Origin of the sequence: Stenotrophomonas terrae (assembly GCF_039674165.1) — a bacterium.
Taxonomy (GTDB): Bacteria; Pseudomonadota; Gammaproteobacteria; order Xanthomonadales; family Xanthomonadaceae; genus Stenotrophomonas; species Stenotrophomonas terrae_A.
In genome coordinates this window covers 1-24,844 of the sequence record NZ_JBDJMY010000057.1, presented here as the reverse complement: position 1 = coordinate 24,844, position 24,844 = coordinate 1, and the positions used below count along the sequence as shown (strand labels likewise).

General features: G+C 64.3%; 21 protein-coding genes and 1 riboswitch. Of the genes, 8 read left to right on the top strand and 13 right to left on the bottom strand.

The window, feature by feature from the left end; genetic code table 11:
• Nucleotides 1–96 precede the first annotated feature (96 nt).
• The 4 genes from ABE493_RS17595 to ABE493_RS17580 form a co-directional block, all read right to left on the bottom strand.
• Complete coding sequence (locus ABE493_RS17595; RefSeq protein WP_346500368.1) at nt 97–501, bottom strand: hypothetical protein; 405 nt, start codon at nt 499–501, stop codon at nt 97–99.
• Between the two features lie 3 nt (nt 502–504).
• Nucleotides 505–987 carry a hotdog fold domain-containing protein gene (locus ABE493_RS17590; protein WP_346500365.1) on the bottom strand — a complete coding sequence of 161 codons (483 nt, stop codon included), beginning with the start codon at nt 985–987 and terminating at the stop codon, nt 505–507.
• A 66-nt stretch (nt 988–1,053) separates the two neighbouring features.
• Entirely contained in the window at nt 1,054–3,534 is a 2,481-nt protein-coding gene (locus ABE493_RS17585; protein WP_346500363.1) for an acyl-CoA dehydrogenase, read from the bottom strand.
• Nucleotides 3,531–4,436 (bottom strand): alpha/beta fold hydrolase, encoded by a 906-nt coding sequence (locus ABE493_RS17580; protein ID WP_346500361.1) that lies wholly within the window; start codon nt 4,434–4,436, stop codon nt 3,531–3,533. Before ABE493_RS17580 ends, ABE493_RS17585 begins: the two co-directional genes overlap by 4 nt.
• A gap of 165 nt (nt 4,437–4,601) precedes the next feature.
• Between ABE493_RS17580 and ABE493_RS17575 the strand changes: the two genes are divergently transcribed.
• A complete protein-coding gene (locus tag ABE493_RS17575; RefSeq protein ID WP_346500359.1) occupies nt 4,602–5,204 on the top strand; it encodes a TetR/AcrR family transcriptional regulator in 603 nt (200 codons plus the stop codon).
• A gap of 132 nt (nt 5,205–5,336) precedes the next feature.
• Here ABE493_RS17575 and ABE493_RS17570 read toward each other — a convergent pair whose 3' ends face one another.
• From ABE493_RS17570 to ABE493_RS17560, 3 genes are all read right to left on the bottom strand, one after another.
• The gene (locus tag ABE493_RS17570) at nt 5,337–8,168 is read right to left on the bottom strand and encodes a TonB-dependent receptor domain-containing protein (protein ID WP_346500357.1); all 2,832 of its coding nucleotides are present in this window, start codon (nt 8,166–8,168) and stop codon (nt 5,337–5,339) included.
• Between the two features lie 325 nt (nt 8,169–8,493).
• Nucleotides 8,494–9,321, bottom strand: coding sequence for a hypothetical protein (locus ABE493_RS17565; RefSeq protein WP_346500372.1), 828 nt, complete (start codon nt 9,319–9,321; stop codon nt 8,494–8,496).
• A gap of 151 nt (nt 9,322–9,472) precedes the next feature.
• Nucleotides 9,473–10,366 carry an Hsp33 family molecular chaperone HslO gene (locus ABE493_RS17560; protein WP_346500354.1) on the bottom strand — a complete coding sequence of 298 codons (894 nt, stop codon included), beginning with the start codon at nt 10,364–10,366 and terminating at the stop codon, nt 9,473–9,475.
• A gap of 74 nt (nt 10,367–10,440) precedes the next feature.
• Here ABE493_RS17560 and mtgA point away from each other — a divergent pair, with 74 nt between their 5' ends.
• From mtgA to ABE493_RS17545, 3 genes are read left to right on the top strand one after another with little or no spacing between them, the layout of a single operon-like run.
• Nucleotides 10,441–11,190 (top strand): monofunctional biosynthetic peptidoglycan transglycosylase, encoded by a 750-nt coding sequence (gene mtgA / locus ABE493_RS17555; protein WP_346500352.1) that lies wholly within the window; start codon nt 10,441–10,443, stop codon nt 11,188–11,190.
• A gap of 27 nt (nt 11,191–11,217) precedes the next feature.
• Nucleotides 11,218–12,240, top strand: a complete 1,023-nt coding sequence (locus ABE493_RS17550) for a glycosyltransferase family 2 protein (protein ID WP_346500350.1) — start codon at nt 11,218–11,220, stop codon at nt 12,238–12,240.
• Nucleotides 12,200–12,631 (top strand): CBS domain-containing protein, encoded by a 432-nt coding sequence (locus ABE493_RS17545; protein ID WP_346500348.1) that lies wholly within the window; start codon nt 12,200–12,202, stop codon nt 12,629–12,631. The genes ABE493_RS17550 and ABE493_RS17545 overlap by 41 nt, the downstream gene beginning before the upstream one ends.
• 11 nt (nt 12,632–12,642) lie before the next feature.
• Here ABE493_RS17545 and ABE493_RS17540 read toward each other — a convergent pair whose 3' ends face one another.
• The 4 genes from ABE493_RS17540 to ABE493_RS17525 all read right to left on the bottom strand — a co-directional run bounded on the left by ABE493_RS17540 (nt 12,643) and on the right by ABE493_RS17525 (nt 18,271).
• Nucleotides 12,643–14,529: an AsmA family protein gene (locus tag ABE493_RS17540; protein WP_346500370.1), complete on the bottom strand. Its 1,887-nt coding sequence runs from the start codon at nt 14,527–14,529 to the stop codon at nt 12,643–12,645.
• Nucleotides 14,530–14,711: 182 nt separating this feature from the next.
• Nucleotides 14,712–15,347, bottom strand: coding sequence for a PAQR family membrane homeostasis protein TrhA (trhA, locus tag ABE493_RS17535; protein ID WP_346500346.1), 636 nt, complete (start codon nt 15,345–15,347; stop codon nt 14,712–14,714).
• Between the two features lie 84 nt (nt 15,348–15,431).
• Nucleotides 15,432–17,036, bottom strand: a complete 1,605-nt coding sequence (locus tag ABE493_RS17530; protein WP_346500344.1) for a peptide chain release factor 3 — start codon at nt 17,034–17,036, stop codon at nt 15,432–15,434.
• Nucleotides 17,037–17,398: 362 nt separating this feature from the next.
• Nucleotides 17,399–18,271: a M23 family metallopeptidase gene (locus ABE493_RS17525; protein WP_346500342.1), complete on the bottom strand. Its 873-nt coding sequence runs from the start codon at nt 18,269–18,271 to the stop codon at nt 17,399–17,401.
• A 54-nt stretch (nt 18,272–18,325) separates the two neighbouring features.
• A riboswitch (SAM riboswitch) is annotated at nt 18,326–18,445 on the top strand.
• Nucleotides 18,446–18,516: 71 nt separating this feature from the next.
• On the opposite strand from ABE493_RS17525, the gene metX reads away from it, so the two are divergent.
• From metX to ABE493_RS17510, 3 genes are read left to right on the top strand one after another with little or no spacing between them, the layout of a single operon-like run.
• Entirely contained in the window at nt 18,517–19,545 is a 1,029-nt protein-coding gene (gene metX, locus ABE493_RS17520; protein ID WP_346500340.1) for a homoserine O-succinyltransferase MetX, read from the top strand.
• Nucleotides 19,542–20,792 carry an O-succinylhomoserine (thiol)-lyase gene (locus ABE493_RS17515; RefSeq protein ID WP_346500338.1) on the top strand — a complete coding sequence of 417 codons (1,251 nt, stop codon included), beginning with the start codon at nt 19,542–19,544 and terminating at the stop codon, nt 20,790–20,792. The genes metX and ABE493_RS17515 overlap by 4 nt, the downstream gene beginning before the upstream one ends.
• The gene (locus ABE493_RS17510) at nt 20,789–21,856 is read left to right on the top strand and encodes a homoserine dehydrogenase (RefSeq protein ID WP_346500336.1); all 1,068 of its coding nucleotides are present in this window, start codon (nt 20,789–20,791) and stop codon (nt 21,854–21,856) included. The genes ABE493_RS17515 and ABE493_RS17510 overlap by 4 nt, the downstream gene beginning before the upstream one ends.
• A 100-nt stretch (nt 21,857–21,956) precedes the next feature.
• Here the strand turns inward: ABE493_RS17510 and ABE493_RS17505 are convergent, their stop codons facing one another.
• Together ABE493_RS17505 and ABE493_RS17500 are read right to left on the bottom strand one after the other, a co-directional pair.
• Nucleotides 21,957–22,835 (bottom strand): hypothetical protein, encoded by an 879-nt coding sequence (locus ABE493_RS17505; protein WP_346500333.1) that lies wholly within the window; start codon nt 22,833–22,835, stop codon nt 21,957–21,959.
• Between the two features lie 199 nt (nt 22,836–23,034).
• On the bottom strand, nt 23,035–24,417 hold the full coding sequence (locus tag ABE493_RS17500; protein ID WP_346500331.1) for an L-serine ammonia-lyase: 1,383 nt from the start codon (nt 24,415–24,417) through the stop codon (nt 23,035–23,037).
• A 96-nt stretch (nt 24,418–24,513) separates the two neighbouring features.
• Between ABE493_RS17500 and ABE493_RS17495 the strand changes: the two genes are divergently transcribed.
• Nucleotides 24,514–24,744 (top strand): glutaredoxin family protein, encoded by a 231-nt coding sequence (locus tag ABE493_RS17495; protein WP_346500329.1) that lies wholly within the window; start codon nt 24,514–24,516, stop codon nt 24,742–24,744.
• Nucleotides 24,745–24,844: the final 100 nt, after the last annotated feature.

Sequence of the window (24,844 nt, the reverse complement as noted above, 5' to 3'; positions counted from 1 at the left end):
TTTGCTCCCGGGTGGCGCCCCCCCCGGCTCGCCATGGGCATTACGTTGATATCTCGGGTTGGGCGCCTCTGGGCCCGCCACTACGGGGCATTGGGGTCAGCGGCTGATGTAGAGCGAGAATCCCTGCCACAACGGCACTGCATACAGCACTGCGCCCAGCACGAACAGAGCGGTCAGCAGGTGCACGCGCCAATCATTGATGCGCAGGAAAACGAGTTGCTCGATGCTGCGGCCCAGCCAGAACAAGGCCATGAAAGCCAGTATCACGTGCCCCAACCGGGTATCGAGCAGTTCGTCGCTGAAGGCCAACGACAGCGCGCCCATCCCAAGAAACACATAGACAAGGCGCAGATTGAGTATCTGCATGATCGCGCGGTTGGCGGTGCTGAGCTTTGCCAGCTCGTGTTTCCAGCCGAACAAACGCCAGAAGGCAAGGTGGAACAGGGCAAAGCCCAGGCAGTGCAGGCCGTCAAGGCGCAGCATCCATTCGGAGGTCTGCATGCGCTAGGCCCCGTTGCGGGTGGGGCGTGGTGACACCCACATCGCGATGATGGCCTGGAATACCTCGGTACCGGCGGCATCGGTGACGCTGACCTGCACCGGCAGGTCATAGCCGTGGTCGGTGCTGACGATGGGCTGCTGGGGGGTTGCCACCGCTTTCAACACACCCAGCGCCTTGGCCTGGTACTTCACTTCCATGCCCTTGGGGATCCAGCGCATGTCGGCCGGCAGGCTGGCATCGACCATCACCCCGCCGACCAGCTCGGCCAGGTTGCACATGGCAATCGCATGCACGGTGCCGATGTGGTTGCTGATGCGGCGGCGCTGGCGGATCACGCCTTCGCAGCGGCCTGGTTCCAGCACGGTGATCAGCGGCGAGATGCTGGCAAAGTAGGGCGCCTTGAAACACACCGCGCGCGAGAACAACCAGTTGCCGGCAGGCCAACGGATGAAGCGGCGGTACAGCGAAAGCAGCGGAGCGGTCATGGCGTTGGTTCCTGAAAGAAAAACGGCGGGCACAAGGCCCGCCGTCGGTTTCGCATGTGGCTTGGTTTACGCGGCCTGCTGCGGCTGCGGGCGCTGCTTGCCCGGCAGGTCGTAGTAGCCGGCCGAACGCAGTTCATGCGGTTCGAAATCGTCCACGGTGATGGTGTCCATGGTCAGCTCGCGCAGCTCTTCCAGCAGCTTGCGCTCGTCCTGGGTGATCACGCCTTCGGCCACGGCCTCGTCCAGCTGGCTGGCGAAGGTCAGCGCTTCGATGCCCTTGGTCTTCAGTGCCTTGATGAACTTGCGCTCCACCGGCTCGGCCATGATCGCCTTGGACAGGTAGCTGTTGATGCGGCCGCCCGGGTTGTTCTCGCACGGGGTGAGGAACACGCCCTGGGCCAGACGGTCGCGCGCTTCACCCGGTGCCATCAGCGTTGCCGCAACGCGGCGGCTCAGGCGATCGCCCGGTGCCTCGGCGCGACGGCCGAACGGGAAGATCAGTGCCCACATCAGCCAGCCGATCGGACGGATCGGGAAGTTGCGCAGTGCAGCCGACAAGGACTCCTCGATCTTGTGCACGCTGTCGTGGAAGGCCCAGGCCAGCAGTGGCTGGTCAGCGGTCGGTGCGCCTTCGTCGTGGTAACGCTTGAGCATGGCGCTGGTCATGTAGATGTGGCTGAGCACATCACCCAGACGACCGGACAGCGATTCCTTGAACTTGAGCTTGCCACCGAGCGTCATCATCGAGATGTCGGCCATCAGTGCCAGGTTGGCCGAGTAACGGTCCAGCTTGCGGAAGTAACGGCGGGTGTAGGCGTCGCCCGGGGCGGCGCCGAAACGTGCACCGGTCAGGCCGAACCACAGCGAACGCACGGCATTGGAGATGCCGAAACGCACATGGCCGAACAGCGCCTGGTCGAACTCACGCAGGCCGGCCTTGCGGTCTTCGTCCTGTGCGGCCTTCATTTCCTTCAGCACCCACGGGTGGCAGAGGATGGCGCCCTGGCCGAAGATCAGCAGCGAGCGGGTCATGATGTTGGCGCCTTCCACCGTGATGGCGATCGGCGCGGCCTGCCAGCTGCGGCCGGCGAAGTTGCGCGGCCCCAGGATGATGCCCTTGCCGCCGATCACATCCATCACATCGGAAATGACTTCGCGGCTCATGTTGGTGCAGTGGTACTTGGCAATCGCCGACGGCACCGACGGCACGTCGCCACGGTCCACCGCAGCTGCGGTTGCCTGCGACAACGCGCTGATCTTGTACGCCTTGCCGCCGATGCGGGCCAACGCTTCTTCCACGCCTTCGAAGCGGCCGACCGACAGGCCGAACTGCTTGCGGATGCGTGCATAGGCGCCGGTCACCACTGCGCCGGCCTTGGCACCGCCCGACGCGGTGGAGGGCAGGGTGATGGAGCGGCCCACGGCCAAGCACTCGTTGAGCATGTTCCAGCCCAGGCCACGCTTTTCGGCGCCGCCGATCAGCTGGCTCATCGGGATGAACACGTCCTTGCCGCGGATCGGGCCGTTCTGGAAGGTCGAGTTCAGCGGGAAGTGGCGGCGGCCGATCTCCACGCCATCGGTGTCACGCGGCAGCAGTGCCAGAGTGATGCCGATGTCCTTGGTATCGCCGAGCAGGCCATCCGGGTCGTACATGCGGAAGGCCATGCCGATCAGCGTCGCGACCGGGGCCAGGGTGATGTAGCGCTTGTCGAAGGTCAGCTTCAGGCCCAGCACTTCCTCGCCCTTCCACATGCCCTTGCAGACGATGCCGAAGTCGGGAATCGAGGTCGCATCGGAGCCGGCAAACGGGCCGGTCAGACCGAAGCACGGCACTTCCTGGCCGATGGCCAGGCGCGGCAGGTAGTAATCCTTCTGCTCCTGCGTGCCGTAGTGGTTGAGCAGTTCACCCGGGCCGAGCGAGTTGGGCACGCCGACGGTGGAGCTGACCACGCTGGAAACCGAGGCCAGCTTCTGGATCACTTTGTGGTGGGCCAGCGCGCTGAAACCCAGGCCGCCGTATTCCTTCGGAATGATCATGCCGAAGAACTTGTTCTTCTTGATGAACTCCCACATGTCCGGCGGCAGGTCCGCGTAGACGTGGGTGATCTCGAAGTCGTTGACCATCTTGCACAGCTCTTCGACCGGGCCATCCATGAAGGCCTGTTCTTCGGCGGTGAGCTGCGGCTTGGGATAGTTGAGCAGGATGTTCCAGTCCGGGTCCCCGGTGAACAGCTGGCCTTCAAAGCCGACCGAGCCGGTTTCCAGAGCGATACGTTCGGTCTTGGACAACGGCGGCAATACCTTGCGGAACACGCCCATGAACGGTGCGGTGATCAGCGGCTTGCGCAGGAACGGCAGCAGCACCGGCACGCAGATCAGCGCGACGATGGCAGCTGCGACGATGACGGCGGTCTGGTTGACGCCGGCAAACCAGCAGATGGCCAGGGCGGCCACGCTCAGCGCGGCCCACACCACCAGGCGCATGCGGTGGTAGGCAACAAAGGCACCTGCAAGCAGCAGGGCCAGGAAAGGTACAACGATGCTCATGGTCGTGCTCCGGTAACGTGCTCGGTTCGGGCGGACGCTGCGGAAGGCAGGGCGTCCAGGTAGTTCAACACGGCGGCGGTAAACGCATTGTTGTCATCGCCGGCCACCATGTGGGTGGCGTCAGGCAGATGGACGTGCTGTGCGTGCGGCACCAGCGCCATGAATTCTTCAACGGTCTGCGGCGAGACCAGATCACTGCGGCCACCACTGACCAGCAACAGCGGGCATTGCACCTTGCGCGCCGCCTCGGCGATCACGTCCTGGTGCTGCTCGCTGTCGCGTGCCAGCTCGTCGACCAGGCGCGGATCCCAATGCCAGCTCCAGCGTCCGTCCTTGCCGGGGCGCAGCAGGGCACGCAGCGAATCCTCGCTCTTGCGCGGACGGTGCGGCATGTAGGCGGCAATGCTGTCTGCCGCTTCTTCCAGCGAGGCGAAACCTTCTGGATGCGCGCTCATGAAGGCAAGGATGCGCTCCACGCCACGGGTTTCCCAGCGCGGGGTGATATCGACCAGTACCATCGCCGAGAACAGGCCCGGCCAGCGTGCTTCGGCCATCAAGCCGAACAGGCCGCCCATCGAGGCGGCGACCAGCACCGGCGGGCGCGGCAGCTCGCCGGCGACCACGATCAGGTCATCGGTGAACTGGTCGCCGTGGTAGGGCAGATCACTGGTATTCCAGTCCGAATCGCCATGGCCGCGCGCGTCATAGCTGAGCGTGGCATGGCCGGCGGCATTGAGCGCTTCGGCGGTCGCGGTCCACGCGCCGCGGGTCTGGCCGAAGCCGTGGGCGAACAGGATGCCGGGCTGTTTCCCCGGGATACGGGATGCCCCAAGGCCAGCGCCATGCGCGCCTTCAAGGCGGATTTCTTCAGTCGTAGCGGACAAGGGTATAGGCGTAACCATACCTGATGGTATGGAATGGCCTGAATGACTGTCAATACCCATGGGTATGGAAACGCTGCCCCTGGCGGGTAGTGCCGGCCCAGCTGATCAAATATTTGCCAATTTGCCCGTGCATTTGTCCTCCACATACTGCAACCAGTCCCCGCCGTATGGTTAAATCTGCCCATGAACGATTCTTCAGTTTCCAGCACCGAATCCCGCAGTACGCGGCACAGCCGTCTGAGCGCGGATGACTGGGCGCAGGCAGCATTGGATTTGATCGCCGAGCAGGGCGTTGGCGCGGTCGCGGTCGAACCGCTGGCACGCCGTCTTGGTGTGACCAAGGGCAGCTTTTACTGGCACTTCCCCTCACGCGATGCGCTGCTGCAAGCGGCTTTGGAGCGTTGGGAAGTGGTGGAACAGCAGCAGGTGTTCGGCAGCCTGGAAGAGGTGCCGGACCCACGCACGCGGCTGCGCGCGCTATTCCAGCTGGTGGCGCACGAAGTCACCCCGCATGTGATCTACAGCGAATTGCTCAAAGCGCTGGACAACCCGATGGTGCGGCCGGTCATCGACCGTGTCTCGCAGCGTCGCATGGAATACCTGATCGCCTCGTTCCGCCAGGCCGGGCTCAGCTCCACCGATGCACGGCATCGTGCACGTCTGGCCTATGCGGCGTATGTAGGTTTTCTGCAGTTGTCATTGCAGCTGCAACAGCCCAAGCAGGCGCGCGAGGATTTTGAAGCCTATGTCGAGCATGTGATCGAGACGTTGATTCCGAACGGTTGAGCTGGTTGATCGCTGCGCGGTATTGAAAAGGGCCACAGTGATGTGGCCTTTCTTTTTGCGAGCTTTTCGTCCAATGAAAAAACCACGGCCCCGAAGGGCCGTGGTCTGTTTCCGGGTACTACCTGGCTACGATCAGAACTTCTGGTTGTAGCGCATGTAGAAGAAGCGGCCCGGGATTTCGTACTGCGGGTCGAACGAGTTGGCGAAGGTGGTGTAAGCCTTCGGCGGATCACGATCGAAGGCATTGTTCACGCCGACGGTGATCTGACCGTTCCACGGGGTCTTCCAGTAGCCGCTCAGGTCGGTGTAGGTCACGCTCGGGATGTGGCGCTGCGGGTCAGCCTTGCCACCACGACCGATGTGATCCTGATCCGAACACAGGCGGGCGAAGTTGCCACCGGTGTAGTTGGCGCCGGTGCAGTCTTCGACCTGGCTGGAGTAGTAACGGGCCGAGGCAGTTGCACCGAAGTCACCCAGCTGCCAGGCGACCAGCAGGTTGGAACGGACACGCCAGTAGTTGTCACGGCTCAGGTAGTTGCCGACGCGGTTATAGCCTTCGGTTACCGGATCTTCGATGGTGTAGCTGGAGGTGTAGGTGCTATCCCAGACGAAGTTGAAGCTGCCGAAACGGGTATCCGGCAGGCGGTAGCCGACGGTGAAGTCCCAGCCTTCCACTTCCATGGTGCCGACGTTGGTCGGCACGGCCAACATGTTGGAGATCTGGCCGGTGGTGTCACGGGTGATCATGTTGCAGAAATCGCTCACGCCCTGCGTGTAGCAGGCGTCCAGCATCTGCTGGGCGTTCTGGGCGTAGATGGCGTCTTCGACCTTGATGTTCCACCAGTCGAGTGCGATGTCCAGGCCCTGCACGAAGCTCGGGCTATAAACGAAGCCCAGGGTCTTGGAGACCGAGGTTTCTGGGCCCAGCTTGGTGTTGCCACCCACCGTGGTGCGGATCTGCGAGTTGGACTGGGTGTACGCCGGCACGCCCGCGCAGCTGGCCGGCGGGGTGTTCGGGTCTTCGCCGATGATGCCGGCGCACGGATCAGCAACGTCTTCGAAGGTGTCGCTGACGCCGGAGTACAGTTCGCTGATCGACGGAGCACGGAAGCCCTGCGACCAGTTACCGCGCACCATCAGGTCGTTGATCGGCTTCCAGCGGAAGCCGAACTTGCTGTTGAGCGTGTCACCGAAGTTGCTGTAATCGGAGATGCGGGTTGCCACGCTGAAGTCCAGCAGCTGGGCACCGGTCACGCCGGACAGCAGCGGGATAGCCAGTTCCAGGTAGGCTTCGTCGAGCTTGTAGCCGCCGGCAGTGGCGGTACGCGAGTTGCCGGTGGTGTCGCCGGAGTTGATCAGGCCATCCGGATCATCGAAGCCCGACTCGTCGCGGCGTTCGACGCCGGCCGAGAAGGCCAGTGCGCCGCCCGGCAGATCGAACAGTTCGCCGCCGATGTTGGCGTAATAGGTCTTCTGCTCGTAACCGTAGACGTCGTGCGCGGTGAAGCCTGCGTACTTGATCATGTCCGGGGTGAGCGAGCCAGCGCCGCTGAGCATGTTCATCGGCACGCAGCCGTCGATCGCATTGCCAGCAGCGCCGCAACGTGCGGTACCGTCGGTGTCGATGAACGACGGGCCCAGCGCATTGCGCAGGGCGGAGATGTTGAAGAAGCCGGTGGTGATGTCGGTCTGGTCGTTCTTGCCGTAGAACATACCGGCTTCCCAGTTCCAGAAGCGGGTGCCGACTTCGAAGTCACCTTCGAATGCGCCGTTGAACCCGTAGGTCTTCACGTTCTGCTTGTAGATACGACCACCGGTCTCCATCGCACGGTACTGGATGTAGTCGATGTCGCGGCCGGTTTCGTTGTAGATGTTGTCTTTGCTGATGACGATGTTGGCGCCATTGGTGCCCGGTGCGGCGCGGCCCAGCACGATCGGCATTGCGGCCAGGATCTGCTCGGACTGACGCTCGTTGTAGGTCACCGTGGTCTTGAAGCGGACGTTGTCGGTGATCGACAGGCCAGCATCGGCGAACAGCGAGGTACGCTCCTGCGGGGTGACCAGCAGATTGCCCGGGGCGTGGTTGAAGCTGTCGGCGCCAGTGTACGGACGCCAGGTAGCGCCGCCGTTGCCGGTTACGAAGTAACCTGCAGCGCCGTTCGGCCGGGTGGATTCAAACTTCGGCGAGCCATCGGCGTTGACGCCGGTCTGGGCGTAGTAACCGAAACGACCATCCGGGGTGGTGCTGCTGTTGCCGGTATTCGGCAGCGAGTTGAAGGCAGGTACCGCGGAGATGGCGCGGTCGCCAGCCCACACGGCCTCTTCCTTGACGTAACCAACACCAACGGTAGCGTGCCAGCGATCGCCGCTGGAACCGATGGTGAAGTCGTACGACTCGCGCGAACCGTCGCCCTTGTCGAACTGACCAAAGTAGGCGTTGGCTTCGGCGCCGTCGAAGTTCTGGCGCAGGATGATGTTGACCACGCCGGCAATGGCGTCCGAACCGTAGATGGTCGAGGCGCCGTCCTTCAGGACTTCGATGCGCTCCACTGCAGCGGTCGGAATGGTGTTCAGATCGACTGCGCCGCCCAGGCCGGTACCACCAACCCAACGGCGACCATTGACCAGCACCAGCGTACGGCTGGAGCCCAGGTTACGCAGGTTGACGCGGGTTTCGCCGTTGCCACCGTTGTTATAGGTGCTGTTGAGGCTGGAACCGTTGGTGCTGATGTTCTGGATGATGTCGCCGATCGAGGTCTGGCCCTGGGCCTGGATCTGCTCGCGGCTCATGGTGAACACCGGCTGCGAGGTCTCCACGTCGGCGCGCTTGATGCGCGAACCGGTGACTTCAATCTTGTCCAGCGTCTGGGTGCTGTCCTGGGCGAAAGCGGCGCCTGCCGGCATCGCACTCGCAGCCAACGCGATGATAACTGCATCACGCAGTTTCGTGGTCTTGCACTTCATTGGGTTCTCTCTCTCTGCCAAGTGGACTTGGTATAGCTGGGATGGCCGCTGGCGGGTCCGAAAAGCGGATCCAAAACCATGGGCTTGAGACCGATAGTACTTGCGACTGCAAATAAATTAAAGATTGGTTAATGAAGTTGTGGGATTCACTCCAATTCAGCAAAGCCTGCAGGGGGATTTGGCCGGCTGAAACGGCGGTGCGGCGGGGAGTTTCCGCGTGGACGCGCGCGTTTCGGGCTTACGGGCCAGAGATTGGGTCGCTGGAAATGCTGCAATGCAAAACGCCCCGGCAGGCGGGGCGCTGTGTGGATCAGTGCAGGGAGACTTACAGGTCCTGTTCGTAACGGACGTACGGGATTGCCCCGTCGTCGTTGCTTTCGTTACGCGGTGAGAACGGGTTTTTGCCACGGGTGATCACGTTTTCCGCGCCTACCGTAAGCTGGCCGCTCCATGGCGTGCGCCAGGTGATGCCCAGGCCTAGGCCTTCCCACTTGCCACTCTGGCCCGGAGCGTCGACAACGCGGCCGATGACATTGGCGCTGAAGGCGCCGTAGCCGCCGCCTACGGTCAGGCTTTTGCTGTCCCATTGATCGACCACGGCCGGAGCCGCATCGGTCAGGGGGACAAGCCTTGCCTTGGCATAGGTGCCGCCAATGGAGACGAAGCCTTCGCGGCCGATGTTCTTCTGCCCGAACACGGTCAGGTCATTCTGCTCAACCCGCGCCGCGCCGCTTTTGTTGCCACCGGACAGCCACGCAGGGAGTGTGTCGCGGCCGGTACCGGCCGTTACCCCGACGCGCCCGCCTGGGCGGTTGAATGCAGTGGTTGCCGAGATATGACGGCCGTTGTTGTTGTCGTCGTCATCGCCCAGGCTGGCCAGCATGCAATGGCTGGCGAGGCCGCCAATGCTGCTGCCACGGCTGCTGTTGCAGAGCAGGCCAAGCGAGTCGCCCGAGGACAGGCCGAAGGCGGCATCCAGTGAGCTTTGGCCGAGATTCCAACGCGCACCCACGTTCTGGGTGCCGGTGGGTTCCAGATAAAGCAGAGCCTCGACCTTGCCGCTACCGCGGTTCCATACCGGCAACACGGTGCTGTCCATGGCACGCGGCTTGCTTTGCGCATGCACGCCCGTAACCACCCCAAGGGCGATCATCAAGGCTAGCGGTAGGCGCAATAAGGCGTTCATGGACTCAGTAAGACCCCGTTTGCGCCAGGAAGTTCCCGGCGCGTGAGTTCTCGATCCTATGCGGTTTATGGTTTCTTAACAAGTCTTCGCCCTCCCCAGAACGTAACTCGTTGGACCGTTATTGCAGCCGCTCGGGAGCGGGCTGGTTGGCCGGTGTGGAACTGAACAATACGCCGAATTCTGCTAATGGGAAGTGATATTCCTGACCACAGAACTCGCAGCGCACTTCGACCTGCCCGGTGGGCTCGGCCGCGGCCCGGGCCTCTTCCTCGCCAAGTGACTGCAGCATGGCGCTGACCCGCTCGCGGGAGCAGGAGCAGCCGAAGCGCAGCGGCTTGTCGCCGACCAGCTGCGGGTTCTCTTCATGGAACAGGCGGTGCAGCAGTTCGGCGCCTGGCAGCGCCAGCAGTTCGTCGCGGCCGAGGGTGTCAAACAGGGCGCCGGCGCGGATCCAGCCGTCTTCATCGCCTTCGTCGCCCGGCAGTTTCTGCAGCAGCAGGCCGGCGGCGTGCTGCCCATCGCTGGCCAGCAGCAGGCGGGTCGGCAACTGCTCGGAATGACGGAAATAGTCCTCGAATGCGTCGTCCAGGCTGTCGCCGGTCAGCGCCACCAGGCTCTGGTAGCGCTGCGGTTCGCGCGGGTCCAGGCCGGGGTTTTCAATGGTGATGGCAAGCAGGGCGTCCTCGCCCAGCGCGCCCAGCGTCGCCGGGGCGTCTTCGCCGTCGTTCAGCTGGACGATGCCGCGCAGGGTGCCAGCCGAGGTGCATTCACTGAACAGTGCACGCAGGGCGGTGCTGCTGCGAAGCTGAATGGACAGGCGCCCGTCGACCTTGGTGTGCCCGGTAAACAGCGCCGAGGCCACGCTGGCCTCGCCGAGCAGGCGCGCGGCGGTGGCCGGGTAATCGCCGTGCGAGAGGATGTCGCGCCAGGCCTGGTCCAGCCGGACATGGACGCCGCGCACGCCAGCGGCGGGCAGGAGGAAGCGGACAAGAAGATCGGAGGTGTCGGTCATGGGGCTGCATCTACGCGAGGTGGGGCCGGTGCCGGATAATGCGCCGGACAAAGAATCTTGCAAGGTGGATATCAATGGGGGCGGAGCAGGCCGAGCTCAAGGTGGAGCAGGGGGCGGGCGGCACGCGCCGGCGGCGTTGGCTGCGGCGCCTGTTGTGGGCGCCGGTGGTGTTTGCGGTGTTCAGCGTAGTGCAGGTGCTGGTGCTGCGCTTTGTCGACCCGCCATTTTCCACGGTGATGCTGTTCCGCCAGGTGGAAGCTGTGGCGCAGGGCGATTGGAAATTCCGCCTGCATTATCAATGGTGCGATCTGGAGGATATGGCGCGCAGCGTGCCGATATCGCTGGTGGCGGCGGAGGACCAGCGCTTCCCCGAGCACAATGGTTTTGATCTGCAGGCCATTGAAAAGGCGCGCAAGCACAACGAGCGCGGCGGACGCCTGCGCGGTGCCAGCACCATCAGCCAGCAGACCGCCAAGAACCTGTTCCTGTGGCAGGGCCGCAGTTGGCTGCGCAAGGGGCTGGAGGTCTGGTACACGGTGTTGATCGAGGCGCTGTGGCCGAAGCAGCGGATCATCGAGATGTACGCCAATGTCGCCGAGTTCGGTGACGGCATTTATGGGGTACAGGCGGCATCGCGCAGTTATTGGGGCAAGGACGCTGCACGCCTGAGCCCTGCCGAAAGCGCCCGCTTGGCGGCGGTGCTGCCATCGCCGCGCCGCTACAACGCGGCCAAACCGGGGCCTTACGTGCAACGGCGTGCGGCGTGGATCCAGCGCCAGGCGCGCCAGCTGGGTGGGGCGGACTATGTTGACGATGCCAATTGAATACGCCGCTCTGGGTAGACTTGCTGCATGAGCCAGCCTGAACGCCTGACCCTGCTGATCACTGCCTTCAATGAGCAGGATGTGCTGCCGATGCTGCATCCGCGCTTGTGCGCGCAGCTGCAGGACCTGGCTGCCGACGTAGACGGCCGCATTCTTTATGTGGATGACGGCAGTACCGATGCGACCTGGTCGGTGATGCAGCAGCTGGCGGCACAGGAACCACGGGTTTCGGTGCTGCGGCTGTCACGCAACTTCGGCAAGGAAATCGCGCTGACGGCGGGCCTGGACTTCATTGAAGAGGGTGCGGTGATCCTGCTGGATGCCGATGGCCAGGATCCGCCCGAGCTGATTCCGCAGTTCGTCGCGTTGTGGCAGCAGGGCTATGACGATGTCTACGGCACGCGCGTGGAACGCGGCGGCGATGGCTGGCTGAAGCGGTTCACGGCAGCGGGCTTTTACCGGGTGATGGGGCGTCTGTCGAAAACGCCGATTCCAGCGGATACCGGTGATTTCCGCCTGCTCTCGCCGCGGGCATTGGCCGGCCTGCGCCAGTTGCGTGAGCGCCACCGCTTCATGAAAGGCCTGTTCGGTTGGGTGGGTTACAAGCGCATCGCGCTGCCTTACCGGCGCGAGCCGCGCTTGGCGGGCAGCAGCAAGTTCGGGTTCTGGAAGCTGTGGAACTTCGCGCTGGAAGGCATTACCAGCTTTTCCACCGCGCCGTTGCGGGTGGCTACCTATCTGGGCCTGTTCACCGCTGCCGGGGCGTTTGGCTTCGCTGCCTGGGTGATTGGCAAGGCGGCGCTGTATGGCGACCGGGTTGCCGGTTGGCCAACGATGATGGCTGCGATCCTGTTCCTGGGCGGGGTGCAGCTGATCGCGTTGGGCTTGATCGGCGAGTACCTGGGCCGCCTGTACATGGAAGCCAAGCAGCGGCCGTTGTACCTGGTGGATACATGGCAGCCGGCGAACGTGGCAGTATCTGCCCCATCCGCCAGCGCAGGAGAACGCCATGCAGACCGTTCGACAGTTGCTTGGGGCCAAGTCCCCTGAGATCCACGCCGTGCCGCCGGATGTGGCGGTGGTGCAGGCAATCCGCCTGATGGCCGAGAAAGGCATCGGCGCTGTACTGGTCATGGAGGGGCGCAGCTTGGTGGGCATCCTTTCCGAGCGTGATTACGCGCGCAAGATCGTGCTGATGGACCGCTCCTCGGCAAGTACACCGGTACGCGAAATCATGACCGCCGAACTGGTGACCGTGGCCCCCACGGTGACCGTTGAACAATGCCTGGAGTTGGTCACCAACCGCCGCATCCGCCATCTGCCGGTGGTGGACGGCGATGAGGTGGTGGGCGTGATCTCTATCGGTGACCTGGTCAAGTCGGTGATCGAGGCGCAGCGCCGCGAACTGGGCCAGTTGCAGCAGTACATCACCGGCACCTGAGTGCTCTGGCGCTACCTGGCGTAGCGCCCGCCACAATCTGCATCCTTGCCCGGCCCGGTTTCGATAGTGGCCAGCAGGGCTGCGGGCGGGGCGATACTGGCCAAGGTCAGGGCGATCGCGCCACGCAGGCCCAAGGCCTTGAAGTCGGGGCGGAATGAGGGGTCCTTGAAGCTGCCGCCAATGCGCAACGGCGAGCGCAGGGCGAGGATGCTGACATCCTTGGGGCGCGGGCGCAGCAGCAGGTCCAACTGTTCCTGCTTGAGGCTGATGCTGCCTTCGCCGACGACCAGTGTGTCGGTGGTGTCGAACGCCAAAGCCCGCGACTGCATCAGGCCGTTGCGCACGCCGAAGTCACCGAAGGCACAGCGCAGCGGAATCTGTTTGTCGCCGGTGAACAGGAACTTCAGCGATTCGGCCACGTCCAGCCCGGCCAGTTCCATCAGCAGGTTGCCGATATGGCCGCGGCCCATGCCCAGTGCGACATCACCGTTGCTGCTGCCGAGCATCGCGGCGATGGAGTTGCCATTGCCGCTGAGGCGGATGTCGCCACTGATGCCACCCGATGCCTGTTCGGCCAGTTTGGCATTGGGGAACAGCTGACCCAGCTGGATCCGGCGCAGGCTGGCAGTGAGCGTGGTACTGATCTGCGGGCGCCGTGCATCCATGCGGACAGTGCTGCGGATATCGCCACCGGCCACGCCGAAGTTGAGCGGTTCCAGTCGCAGCAGGCCGTTGTCCAGCAGCAGGTGGGCGTCCATGTCGTCCAGGGGCAGCGTGGGCGAGTTGATGTGCTGGGCTTTCCAGCGCACATCGGCATCCATCGCGCGCAGTTTGGTCAGGTTGTAGGGCTTGTCCGGCAAGACCGTTGGCTTGGCGGCGAGCTGGGCGGCCTGCGCCTTTTGTTCGGCATTGGCCGACTCCTTGCCGCCGGTCTTTGGCGGTGCGCCGATGAAGCCGGCAAGGTCATCGAAATCCAGGCGTTTGGACAGCAGGTTGGCGGTCAGCCGTGGGCGCTCGCCGGCGACGTCGATTTCCACATCGCCGGCCAGGTCGCTGTCGCCGACACGGCCGGTGAACTTCTCGTAGCGCCAGCGTTCGTGATCGCGCTTGAGCTGACCATCCAGGCGGTAAGGCGGCGAGGAAGGAATGGCGATACCGATCAGCGGGTACAGGTCTTCCAGGTCCTGGCCGCTGAGCTGGAACTGCAGGTCGAACACCTGGAACTGGAAGGGGTTGGTCAAGCTGCCACTGGCAATGGCGTGGGTAGGGCCGGCGCGGGCATCGAGGTGGATGCGGAAAGGGTGCTCGCTGTTGCTCAGTTGCAGCGGCGATTCGGTGCCGCCTTTCAGGGTGAAAGCCGCGCCACGCCAGCGCCCCTTGCCCTGGATGAGCAGCGGCGGTGCGGCATCGGCCTGCTTGGGGTTGCCGCTGCGCACGTCCAGATCGATGCGGGTGCGGCCGATTTCATCAAGGAACTGCAGCCGACCATCGTTGATGCGCAGACGTTGCAGCTGCGGAGGGTTACCGCCACCGCCGGAAAGGAAATTCCAGTTGCCGGGGTCGCCCTTGCGCGGTGCGGTCTGCAGCAGTACGTCGGGTCTGCTCAGGCGGATCTCAGGAATCTGCACGCTGCCGCGCAACAGGGGCCAGATACGGATATCCAATTCAACGCGGTCGGCGGTGGCCATCTGGGGTTGCGTGGCCCAGCTGGCATTGGCGAAGCGGATGGCATCACCACGAACGGTGGTGGTGCGGCCAAGATCCACATCCAGGTTGCCTATATGCAGAGCGCGGCCGGTACGGGCCTGCACCGCGCGTTCCAGCGGTGCCTTGAACCAGTTCCAATCCCACAACAGGATCAGCACGATCAGGGCAGTCAGTAGCGCGGCAGCGGTGATAAGCCAGCGTTGGCCGCGTTTGCCGGGGCGCTGCAGTCGCCAGCGCGACGCGGCTGGCGTAGCCGGGGGCGTGGAAGTATTCACGCCCCCACTGTGGCGTGGCCCGTGTTTACATCACGCGAAGCGGGCATTGACGCGATGTGCAAGGCGCGTTGCCAGAGTGTTGCGGCGTAGCCGTGCGCCTACAGGATCTGCGCGGTCACCGAGACGAAGTGACAGACGCTGCCGGCGATCACGAACAGATGCCAGATCGCATGCGAGTAGGGCAGTTGTTCACGGTGATAGAACACGGTGCCCAGCGTGTAGAAAACGCCACCGCCAAACAGCCAGCCCAGCGTCCAGCCATCAATCGAGGCCCACATGGGTTTGATCGCCACGATCACCAGCCAGCCCATGGCGATATAGATCGCGGTGGAAAGCTTCTTGAAACGACCGGTGTAGAACAGCTTGAACACCACGCCGAACAGCGCAAGTGCCCAGATCCCGATGAACATTCCCCAGCCCCAGGGGCCGCGCAGGCCGATCAGGGTGAATGGGGTGTAGGTGCCGGCGATGAGGATGTAGATCGCGCAGTGGTCGAATATCTTCAGCCGGCCCTTGGCCACCGGGTGCTGGATGGCGTGGTACAGGGTGGAGGCGGTGTACAGCAGCAATAGCGCGACACCAAAGACGATGGCGCTGGCCAGTTGCCAGCCATCGCCGTAGATCGCGGCAAGGGTGATCAGTACAGCGCCGCCAGCCAGTGCGCTGACCGCGCCAAGACCGTGGGTGAGGGCGCTGGCGACTTCTTCGCGGATCGATGCAACGGTTGCAGTCATGGGCGTTGATGGCGCGGGCTGGGGGGAGGCCCGGTGCCCGCTATCATCACCCCGAATGGCGGCGTGTGCACGCCGCCATCGAACCTAGGCCACCGAAACCGTGTGCGCTGCTTCACGGGTTGCCGAGAAACGTACATCCGGCGCGCGTTCCTGGGCCAGCTGCAGGTTGACCCGGGTCGGTGCCAGGTACACCAGGTGGCCGGCGGCATCGATGCTGAGGTTGCTGGCGTTCTTCTCGCGGAACTCTTCCAGCTTCTTGGCATTGCTGCAGCTCACCCAGCGTGCGGTGATCACCGACACCGGCTCGAACACCGCTTCCACGCCGTACTCATCCTTCAGGCGGTAGGCAGCTACGTCGAACTGCAGCACACCCACCGCGCCCAGGATCAGGTCGTTGCTCATCAGCGGGCGGAAGAACTGGGTGGCACCTTCTTCGGACAGCTGGGCCAGGCCCTTCTGCAGCTGCTTGAGCTTGAGCGGGTCCTTCAGGCGCGCGCGGCGGAACAGTTCCGGGGCGAAGTTGGGGATGCCGGTGAAGGTGATCGCTTCGCCTTCGGTGAAGGTGTCACCGATGGAGATGGTGCCGTGGTTATGGATGCCGATCACATCGCCCGGCCACGCCTCGGCGGCGATCTCGCGGTCGCTGGCCATGAAGGTCAGCGCATTGGCCAGCTTCATGTCCTTGCCGGTGCGCACGTGGAAGGTCTTCATGCCGGCGGTGAACTTGCCCGAGCACACGCGCATGAAAGCGACGCGGTCACGGTGCTGCGGGTCCATGTTGGCCTGGATCTTGAACACGAAGCCGGTCAGCTTTTCTTCCTGCGGAGCGATGTCGCGGCCGGTGGTAGCGCGGGTCTGCGGCGCTGGCGCATGCTCAACGAAGAAGTCCAGCAGCGGCTGCACGCCGAAGTTGTTCACGCCCGAGCCGAAGAATACCGGGGTCTGCTTGCCGGCCAGGTAGGCTTCCACGTCGAACGGGTGGCTGGCGCCCTGCACCAGTTCCAGTTCGTCGCGCAGGTCGGCCAGCATCTTCTCGCCGATCTTCTCGGCCAGGCCGGGTGAATCCAGCGACGGGAAGATGGTGGAATCCTGGCGGGTGAAGTTGCGGCCCTGTTCGTACAGGTGCACTTCGCCGGTCAGCAGGTGCACCACGCCCTTCAGGCGCGTGCCCATGCCGATCGGCCAGGTGACCGGCGCGCACTGGATGCCGAGCACGGTTTCCACTTCATCCAGCAGGTCGATCGGGTCCTTGCCCTCGCGGTCGAGCTTGTTGATGAAGGTCATGATCGGGGTGTCGCGCAGGCGGCAGACTTCCATCAGCTTGATGGTGCGTTCTTCCACGCCCTTGGCCACGTCGATCACCATCAAGGCCGAGTCCACCGCGGTCAGCACGCGGTAGGTGTCCTCGCCGAAGTCGGCGTGGCCGGGGGTATCGAGCAGGTTGATGATCTTGTCTTCGTACGGGAACTGCATCACCGACGAAGTGACCGAGATGCCACGTTCCTTTTCCAGCGCCATCCAGTCCGAGGTGGCATGGCGCGCGGCCTTGCGGCCCTTGACCGAGCCGGCCATCTGGATCGCGCCCCCGAACAGCAACAGCTTTTCGGTCAGCGTGGTCTTGCCGGCGTCAGGGTGGGAAATGATGGCGAAGGTGCGGCGGCGCGCGGCTTCGGAGGCGACTTCGGACATGGCAGGGGCGCCCGCCCGGGCGCATCAGAAACGAATGAACCGGCGATTATACCTGCCGCCAGCCCACCCGGGATGACCGGCAGCCGGTAGTGCCGAGCCATGCTCGGCAGGGGCCTCATGCACAAATCCCCCTGGTAGTGCCGAGCCATGCTCGGCAGGGCTTTCAGGCGATGCATCAGCAGTTTGTAGGAGCGGCGTAAGCCGCGAAGCCGACAATCCTGAAATCAGAGGCCGGGCGCTCAAGCTCATGGATAGCGAGCTACGCGGCTGACGCCGCTCCCACAAACAATAGGGGGCCGGCGGGGTTTTCCCGGTAAGGCCCCTGCCGAGCATGGCTCGGCACTACCTGTGACGCTGCTTGTTCAAGGGGCTTGGCGCGGGAACTTCAGCTCGCCGCGCGCGCTGCCCATGCGGAACGGGATCGAACGCAGCGCCAGCCCGCTATTGGTCTGCACCACGAAATGCAGGTGCGGACCACTGCTGTGGCCAGTGTTGCCGGACAGCGCAATGGTTTGCCCGCTCTCCACCGTCTGGCCGGGGCGGACGTGGGCGCTGCCCGCCTGCAGGTGCGCGTACAAGGCCATGCTGCCGTCGCTATGCAGAATGCGCAGCAGACTGCCTTGTTCGCGGCTGTCCACCACCTGCATTACCCGGCCGGCGCGTGCGGCCAGCACCGGCGTACCTTCGGCCAAGGGGAAATCCACCGCATACAGGTTCTGCGCGTCGCTATGGCTGTAGTGGCCGGCAAAGGCCTGGCTGACCTGGACGGATGCGCTTTGCAGGGGCACCCGATAAAGGTGGTCCTGCGGGCGCGCAGCCGGGTCACCGGGAAAGGCATCCAATACCAGCCGCAACGGTTTGCCCTCATCGGCCAGCCACAGCAGCTCGCGCTGCTCGCCAGCGTTCAGCACGGCAGCCGGCGGGGCGCGGCTGTCGCCTTGCAGGCGGACCTGCAGCGGCCCGGCCAGCAGGTTGCTGACGATGGCGCTGCGGCCGCCAGCGCGTGGCTGCAACTTCAGGCTGGCGAAGGCGTCGGAGCTTGCCGCCGCATTTGCCGGTGTCGTCGCAGCCAATCCCCAGGCGTCGCGCCAGCGGCTACCGGGTGCAGCTTGCGCAACGTTGGCGCAGGACACGGCAATGAACAACACGGTGGAAATGATGCGGGTCACAGTGCGGGTGTCGTTGGGATGACAGGCGTGATTGTGCCTGTTTGGTTGCTCTGGAAACTTATTCATCTCTTTATGCGAATAAAGAGATTGACAGGCGGAAAGTGCGCTGGCAATGTAGCGTCACCATCGAGACCGGCAGAGGGACAGGCCCTTTGAAGCCGGGGCAACCAGCGGACGCGCAAGCGGCTGCGTTTGGTGCCAAATCCTGCGGTGACCTCCGTGTCCGCCGAAAGATGGTTCGTTCCGTACCCCGCGTACGGCGAACACGAGCTCCGCGAAAGCTCGATGGCCGCTCCTTATCGGATACCGCCATGAGTTTCGCCACCGCTACCGCCGTCCAGTTCGCCCCCGTTGCCTTCATTGATCGCGCCGATAATGGTGTTTCCGCCGTGCGTGGTGAAATCGAGCTGCAGCTACGCATGCGCCACGCAGGGCAGCGTGCGCTGCGCCTGCGTTATGAATTGGTTGGCGCGGCCGGCGCACCGGTGGTGCTGGTGGCTGGTGGTATTTCCGCGCATCGGCACCTTGCCGCGAATGCCGGCTATGCCGAAAAAGGCTGGGCTGAAGGTCTGATTGGCGTTGGTCGTGCACTGGATCCGTCGCGCCGCCGCCTGCTTGGTTTTGATTTCATTGGCGCTGATGGCGAGCTGGACGTGCCGATCGATACTGCCGATCAGGCTGATGCTGTCGTTGCGCTGCTGGACGCGTTGCGTATAGAGCAGTTGCACGGTTTTGTCGGCTATTCCTACGGCGCGCTGGTTGGCCTGCAGTTGGCCATCCGTCATCCACGCCGCCTGCACAAGCTGATCGCGGTCAGCGGCGCACATCGTCCGCATCCGTATGCCTCGGCGTGGCGCGCCTTGCAGCGCCGCGCGGTTGCACTGGGCCAGCTGCAGTGCGCCGAAAACCATGGTCTGGCGCTGGCGCGTCAGTTCGCCATGCTCAGCTACCGCACCCCGGAAGAATTCGGCGAACGCTTCGACGCCGCGCCGGAAGTGGTCAATGGCCGTGTGCGTGTCGCCGCCGAGGATTACCTCGACGCGGCCGGCGCCCAATACGTGGCGCGCACCCGCGTCGACGCCTACCTGCGCCTGTCCGAATCCATCGACCTGCACCGGATTGATCCGGCTGCCGTCAGCGTGCCGACCCTGGTGGTCGCGGTTGAAGGTGACCGGCTGGTGCCGCTGTCGGATCTGGTCGCCTTGGTCGAAGGCCTGGGCCAGCGCGGCAGCCTGCGCGTGCTGCGCTCGCCTTACGGTCATGACGCCTTCCTGAAAGAAACCGATCGCATCGACGCGATCCTCGCCACTGCCCTACGCCTGCCCGGAGAAACCGCATGAGCCTGTCCCCCACTTCCGATATCTCCTGCAGCCGTGCCACAGCGGCAGTGCGTGCAGGCATCGACCGCGATACCGCCTACGGTGCGGTGACGCCGCCGATCGTGCTGTCGTCCAACTTCAGCTTTGACGGCTTCGGCAACAAGCGCCAGTACGATTACACCCGCAGCGGCAATCCCACCCGCGATCTGCTCGGTGAAGCGCTGGCCGAGCTGGAAGGCGGCGCCGGCGGCGTCATCACTGCGACCGGCATGGGCGCGATCAACCTGGTGCTGAACGCCTTGCTGGAGCCGGGCGAGCGCCTGGTGGTGCCGCATGATGCCTACGGCGGCAGCTGGCGCCTGTTCAATGCCCTGGCAAAGAAGGGCCACTTCGAGCTGATCACCGCTGACCTGACCGATCCGCGCTCGCTGGCCGATGCGCTGGCGCAGTCGCCCAAGCTGGTGCTGATCGAAACCCCGTCCAATCCGCTGCTGCGTGTCACCGACCTGCGCTTCGTCATCGATGCCGGGCACAAGGCCGGCGCCAAGGTGGTGGTGGACAATACCTTCCTGTCACCCGCACTGCAGACGCCGATCGCCTTCGGCGCGGATGTGGTGCTGCATTCCACCACCAAGTACGTCAATGGCCACAGCGACGTGGTTGGTGGCGCGGTGATCGCACGCGATGCCGAGGTGCACCAGCAACTGGTGTGGTGGGCCAACGCGCTGGGCCTGACCGGCTCGCCGTTCGATGCCTTCCTGACCCTGCGTGGCCTGCGCACGCTGGATGCGCGCCTGCGCGTTCACCAGGAAAATACCCGCGCGCTGGTTGACCTGCTGGCCGCCAGCGAGGCAGTGGCCACGGTGTACTACCCGGGGCTGGAATCGCACCCCGGTCACGCGGTGGCGGCGCGCCAGCAGAAGGGCTTCGGTGCGATGCTGTCGTTCGAACTGGCAGATTGCCCGGGTGAGGATCCGTATGCGGCGGTGCGCGCCTTCCTTGATGGCCTGCACTATTTCACCCTGGCCGAATCGCTGGGCGGTGTTGAAAGCCTGGTCGCGCACCCGGCGACCATGACCCATGCTGCGATGACCCCGGAAGCGCGCGCGGCGGCCGGTATCAGCGAGTGCCTGCTGCGGGTTTCGGTGGGCATTGAATCCAGCGAGGATCTGGTCGCCGACCTGCAGGCCGGGCTGGCGCGAGCTGCACAGGTAATCGCCGATGCACAGCAGGCCGTTGGCAACTGTAAAAAAACGGTGGATGCATGAGCGCGGTACTGCGTCCGGTGGAACAGCCGCAGGCGCGGCTGGTGTTGTTGGGAACCGGTACGGTTGGCTCGGCCTTTGTTGCGCGTTATCAGGCGCTGCAACAGCGCCAGCTGAGCCTGCCTTTGCTGCAGGTGGTGGCCAACTCGCGCATCGCCCTGGCCTGCGAGGATGCGCCGGATGCGGCGTTGTCGCGTGCACGCAATGCGCAGCGGCAGGGCGACGCGCCGATACACCGGCAGGAAGTTGGGCGGCTGCGTGCCGGCGATATCGTGGTCGATGCGACCGCCAGCGAAGCGGTCGCCGCCGATCATGCGCCGTGGTTGGCGCAGGGCATTCATGTGGTGACCGCCAACAAGCTGGGCAATGGCACGGCCTTGGCACGTGCACAGCAGATCGGCACGGCCGCTGCCGCTGGTGGGGCGCGCTATGGTGACGCTGCGACGGTGGGCGCCGGTCTGCCGTTGTTGCGCAGCATCCGTGCGCTGGTCGCCGGTGGTGACCAGGTGCATGCGATCGAAGGCGTGCTGTCGGGTTCATTGGCGTGGTTGTTCGATCGATACGATGGCAGCCAGCCGTTCTCGGCCTGTGTACGCGAAGCCGCTACCGCCGGCTATACCGAGCCGGACCCGCGCATCGACCTGTCCGGCGAAGATGTACGTCGCAAGCTGCTGATACTCGCGCGCGCTGCGGGCGTGCCGCTGGAAGCGGATCAGATCAGCGTCGACTCGCTGGTGCCGGCGGCATTGGCGGCGCTGGAAGCTGCCGATGTCGACGCAGCGCTGTCGCTGCTGGATGCGCCGCTGGCCGCGCACCTGCAGCAGGCGCAGTCGCAGGGCTTGAAGCTGTGTTTCGTCGGCCGCCTAGATGCGCAGGGTGCAAGCGTCGGTCTACGCGCGCTGCCGCAGGGGCACGCATTGGCGGGCGGTAGCGGCACCGATAATCGGGTGGCGATCCACAGTGATCGTTACAACAGCCAGCCCTTGTTGATCCAAGGCCCGGGTGCAGGCGCTGAAGTGACCGCCGCGGCGCTGTTGGATGATGTGCTGAACATCGTCAATCGCTGAGCAGCAAACGCCGCGCGCCTTGGCTGCGCGCGGCGTGGTGCGTGATTGGCCTGGTTGGTTCAGTCAGCGGCGCCGGAAGCGCCGATATCGTGTTCCTCCGTCAGCTGCGCGCGGCCTTGGCGGCCAGCTGCTGCATTACCGCCTCGCGGCTCATGCGTGCGCCGTTGCTGTCGACGGCGGTGAAGTCCACGCCGTTCTCCCACAATTGCGGGGCGAACACCACGGCAATGTCTTCCGAAGCCGTCCTGGATTGCAGGCTGAGCAGATGTTGGCTGAAGCCGGCCGCACGCAGCCAGGCGTTGTAGCTGGACGTGTGCTCGGTGGCGAACTGCACCTCGTAATGGCATTCCTTGCGCTCCGCCTCGTCAGGGCGCGCATCACACTGCGGGTTCCATTGGTGCAGGCCGATTACCGCATCTGCCTCCAGCTGCCGATTGCCAGCCGCCGCCCACAGCGCCACACACATGCTGGCGCAATGCGAGCGCACCCGCACGGTGAGATTGTTGCGGTTGATCAGCCGGGCTGCTTCCAGGCCAGCATTGGCATAGCCACCACCGCTGGTGATATCGATACGCCGTACGCTCGGGTTGGCATCGAGCAAGGCCTTCATCTCGGTGGCGAAGTTCCTGCCGACACTGCCCTCGATGCGCAATACGCTGCCGCCGTCCTGCACCGACATATGCGCGTCCTGGATGTCCGCCATCGTGGTGGACTTCTCACCCTGGATCACCAGCGCTTCGCCGCTGGGCGCGGCTGCCGCCGGTGCGGTTGTTGCCGATTCGGATGTTGCGGCTGTTGCAGCTTCAGCAGAGGGTGCCGGCTTGCGATTGCCGAAGTGGTAGGCCAGCGCCAGCAATGCCAGCGCGGCCAGGCCGAGTTTGATCAAGGTTGCCATGCCGCCACCGGGCGCTGCGGTGCGTGCGGCCGAGCGCGGGCGTCGTACCGGTGCCGGCTCGCCAGAGTCCTTTTGGTCGTGCATCCCCTCCCCCTGAAGCTGCGTTGTGATGCGCGATTCTGGTGTACCGGTGCGAGCGTTTGCAATATGTGGCCGATGCTGCCGCGCGTGGGCGGCCGTGGTGACCAGCTAACTGCCCCAAAGCCAGCCGGCGCCAAACCATGCCATCAGAACCATCAGCAGGCGCCAGCCCCAGCGGGGCCAGCGCCGGTTTAGCTGTGGATCAGCACTCGATGACGTTGACGGCAAGGCCGCCACGGCTGGTTTCCTTGTACTTGTCCTGCATGTCGCGGCCGGTGTCGCGCATGGTCTTGATCACCTTGTCCAGCGACACCTTGTGCTTGCCGTCGCCGCGCATGGCCATGCGGCTGGCATTGATCGCCTTCACCGCGCCCATTGCATTGCGCTCGATGCAGGGGATCTGCACCAGCCCGCCGATCGGGTCGCAGGTCAGACCGAGGTTGTGCTCCATGCCGATCTCGGCGGCGTTTTCGATCTGCCCCGGGTTGCCGCCCAGCGCGGCCATCAAGCCGCCGGCAGCCATCGAGCAGGCCACGCCCACTTCGCCCTGGCAACCGACTTCGGCACCGCTGATCGAGGCGTTTTCCTTGTACAGGATGCCAATGGCGGCAGCGGTCAGCAGGAAATTGAATACACCCTGCTCGTTGCTGCCGGGGCAGAAGCGATCGTAGTAATGCAGTACCGATGGAATGATGCCGGCCGCGCCGTTGGTGGGCGCGGTGACCACGCGGCCACCGGCGGCGTTTTCTTCATTTACCGCCAAGGCATACAGGTTGACCCAATCCAATGTGGTCAAGGGGTCGCGCATGGCCGCTTCCGGCCGCGACGACAGTTCGCGGTACAGCGCGGGCGCGCGCCGGCTGACATTCAGCCCGCCGGGCAGGGTGCCTTCGGAACGGATGCCGCGGGTAACGCAGGACTGCATTGCGTCCCAGATTTCGCGCAGGGCGGCGCGGATCTCTTCTTCGCTGCGCCAGCACTTTTCGTTCTCGTACATCATCTGGGCGATGCTCAGGCCGCTGCGCGCAGCCTGCGCCAGCAGCTCGTCGCCACTCTTGAACGGGTAGGGGATCGGCGTCTGGTCGGGCACGATGCGGTCATCGGCGGCATCGTCCTCGTTGACCACGAAACCGCCGCCCACCGAGTAGTAATCGCGGGTGGCGATGATCTGGTCATCGGCGTCATAGGCGGTGAAGCGCATGCCGTTGGTGTGGTACGGCAGCTTCTGGCGCTTGTTCATGGCCAGGTCGCGCTTCTCGTCGAAGGCGATCTCGCGCTGGCCCATCAGGTTGATGCGCTTGCTGCTGCGGATGCGCTCCAGCGTGGCCGGGATGATGTCCGGGTCGATCTCATTGGGGCGGTTGCCTTCCAGGCCCAGCAGCACGGCCTTGTCGGTGCCGTGGCCACGGCCGGTCAGGGCCAGCGAACCGAACACTTCGGCGCGGATGCGTACCGTGTTCTGCAGTTGGCCGGGGTCCAGCAGCCAGCGGTGGACGAAACGCTCGGCCGCGCGCATCGGGCCCACGGTGTGTGAGGAACTCGGGCCAATGCCGATCTTGAACAGGTCGAACGTGCTGACGGACATGCTGATTCTGCGTACTGCGATGAGATGGCCGCTATTCTACGGGTTCATTGCTGCAGGCCATGTATGCAGCGCAGCATTCCGCAGACAGGTGCACAGATGGGATTGACTCTGTACCAGCGTGACGATTGCCATTTATGCGACCTTGCGCTGGCGGTGCTGGCGCAGGCGCGTGCGCCGGAATTTGACAGTGTGTTCATTGACGACGATGAGGTGCTGGAAGAAAAGTACGGTCAGCGCGTGCCGGTGCTGCGTGATGCGGCTGGCAGGGAGCTGGAATGGCCGTTTGATGCGGCGAGGTTGGCCGCATGGTTGCTGCCGCACCGGTAACGCGCAGCCATGCTGCGCTGGGGCATTGCCGGGAAGGCTTCATTTGTAGTGCCGAGCCATGCTCGGCTGGGACGTTGCCGGTAAGGCCTCTGCCGAGCAT

What these genes read in the sequence shown, in the direction of transcription:
- ABE493_RS17585 (WP_346500363.1), bottom strand. Translation starts at nt 3,534, where the DNA reads ATGAGCATCGTTGTACCTTTCCTGGCCCTGCTGCTTGCAGGTGCCTTT.
- ABE493_RS17565 (WP_346500372.1), bottom strand. Translation starts at nt 9,321, where the DNA reads ATGATCGCCCTTGGGGTGGTTACGGGCGTGCATGCGCAAAGCAAGCCG.
- ABE493_RS17545 (WP_346500348.1), top strand. Translation starts at nt 12,200, where the DNA reads ATGCAGACCGTTCGACAGTTGCTTGGGGCCAAGTCCCCTGAGATCCAC.
- ABE493_RS17570 (WP_346500357.1), bottom strand. Translation starts at nt 8,168, where the DNA reads ATGAAGTGCAAGACCACGAAACTGCGTGATGCAGTTATCATCGCGTTG.
- ABE493_RS17550 (WP_346500350.1), top strand. Translation starts at nt 11,218, where the DNA reads ATGAGCCAGCCTGAACGCCTGACCCTGCTGATCACTGCCTTCAATGAG.
- ABE493_RS17595 (WP_346500368.1), bottom strand. Translation starts at nt 501, where the DNA reads ATGCAGACCTCCGAATGGATGCTGCGCCTTGACGGCCTGCACTGCCTG.
- ABE493_RS17575 (WP_346500359.1), top strand. Translation starts at nt 4,602, where the DNA reads ATGAACGATTCTTCAGTTTCCAGCACCGAATCCCGCAGTACGCGGCAC.
- metX (WP_346500340.1), top strand. Translation starts at nt 18,517, where the DNA reads ATGAGTTTCGCCACCGCTACCGCCGTCCAGTTCGCCCCCGTTGCCTTC.
- ABE493_RS17560 (WP_346500354.1), bottom strand. Translation starts at nt 10,366, where the DNA reads ATGACCGACACCTCCGATCTTCTTGTCCGCTTCCTCCTGCCCGCCGCT.
- ABE493_RS17590 (WP_346500365.1), bottom strand. Translation starts at nt 987, where the DNA reads ATGACCGCTCCGCTGCTTTCGCTGTACCGCCGCTTCATCCGTTGGCCT.
- ABE493_RS17510 (WP_346500336.1), top strand. Translation starts at nt 20,789, where the DNA reads ATGAGCGCGGTACTGCGTCCGGTGGAACAGCCGCAGGCGCGGCTGGTG.
- ABE493_RS17495 (WP_346500329.1), top strand. Translation starts at nt 24,514, where the DNA reads ATGGGATTGACTCTGTACCAGCGTGACGATTGCCATTTATGCGACCTT.
- ABE493_RS17580 (WP_346500361.1), bottom strand. Translation starts at nt 4,436, where the DNA reads ATGGTTACGCCTATACCCTTGTCCGCTACGACTGAAGAAATCCGCCTT.
- ABE493_RS17505 (WP_346500333.1), bottom strand. Translation starts at nt 22,835, where the DNA reads ATGCACGACCAAAAGGACTCTGGCGAGCCGGCACCGGTACGACGCCCG.
- trhA (WP_346500346.1), bottom strand. Translation starts at nt 15,347, where the DNA reads ATGACTGCAACCGTTGCATCGATCCGCGAAGAAGTCGCCAGCGCCCTC.
- ABE493_RS17525 (WP_346500342.1), bottom strand. Translation starts at nt 18,271, where the DNA reads ATGAATAAGTTTCCAGAGCAACCAAACAGGCACAATCACGCCTGTCAT.
- ABE493_RS17515 (WP_346500338.1), top strand. Translation starts at nt 19,542, where the DNA reads ATGAGCCTGTCCCCCACTTCCGATATCTCCTGCAGCCGTGCCACAGCG.
- mtgA (WP_346500352.1), top strand. Translation starts at nt 10,441, where the DNA reads ATGGGGGCGGAGCAGGCCGAGCTCAAGGTGGAGCAGGGGGCGGGCGGC.
- ABE493_RS17530 (WP_346500344.1), bottom strand. Translation starts at nt 17,036, where the DNA reads ATGTCCGAAGTCGCCTCCGAAGCCGCGCGCCGCCGCACCTTCGCCATC.
- ABE493_RS17500 (WP_346500331.1), bottom strand. Translation starts at nt 24,417, where the DNA reads ATGTCCGTCAGCACGTTCGACCTGTTCAAGATCGGCATTGGCCCGAGT.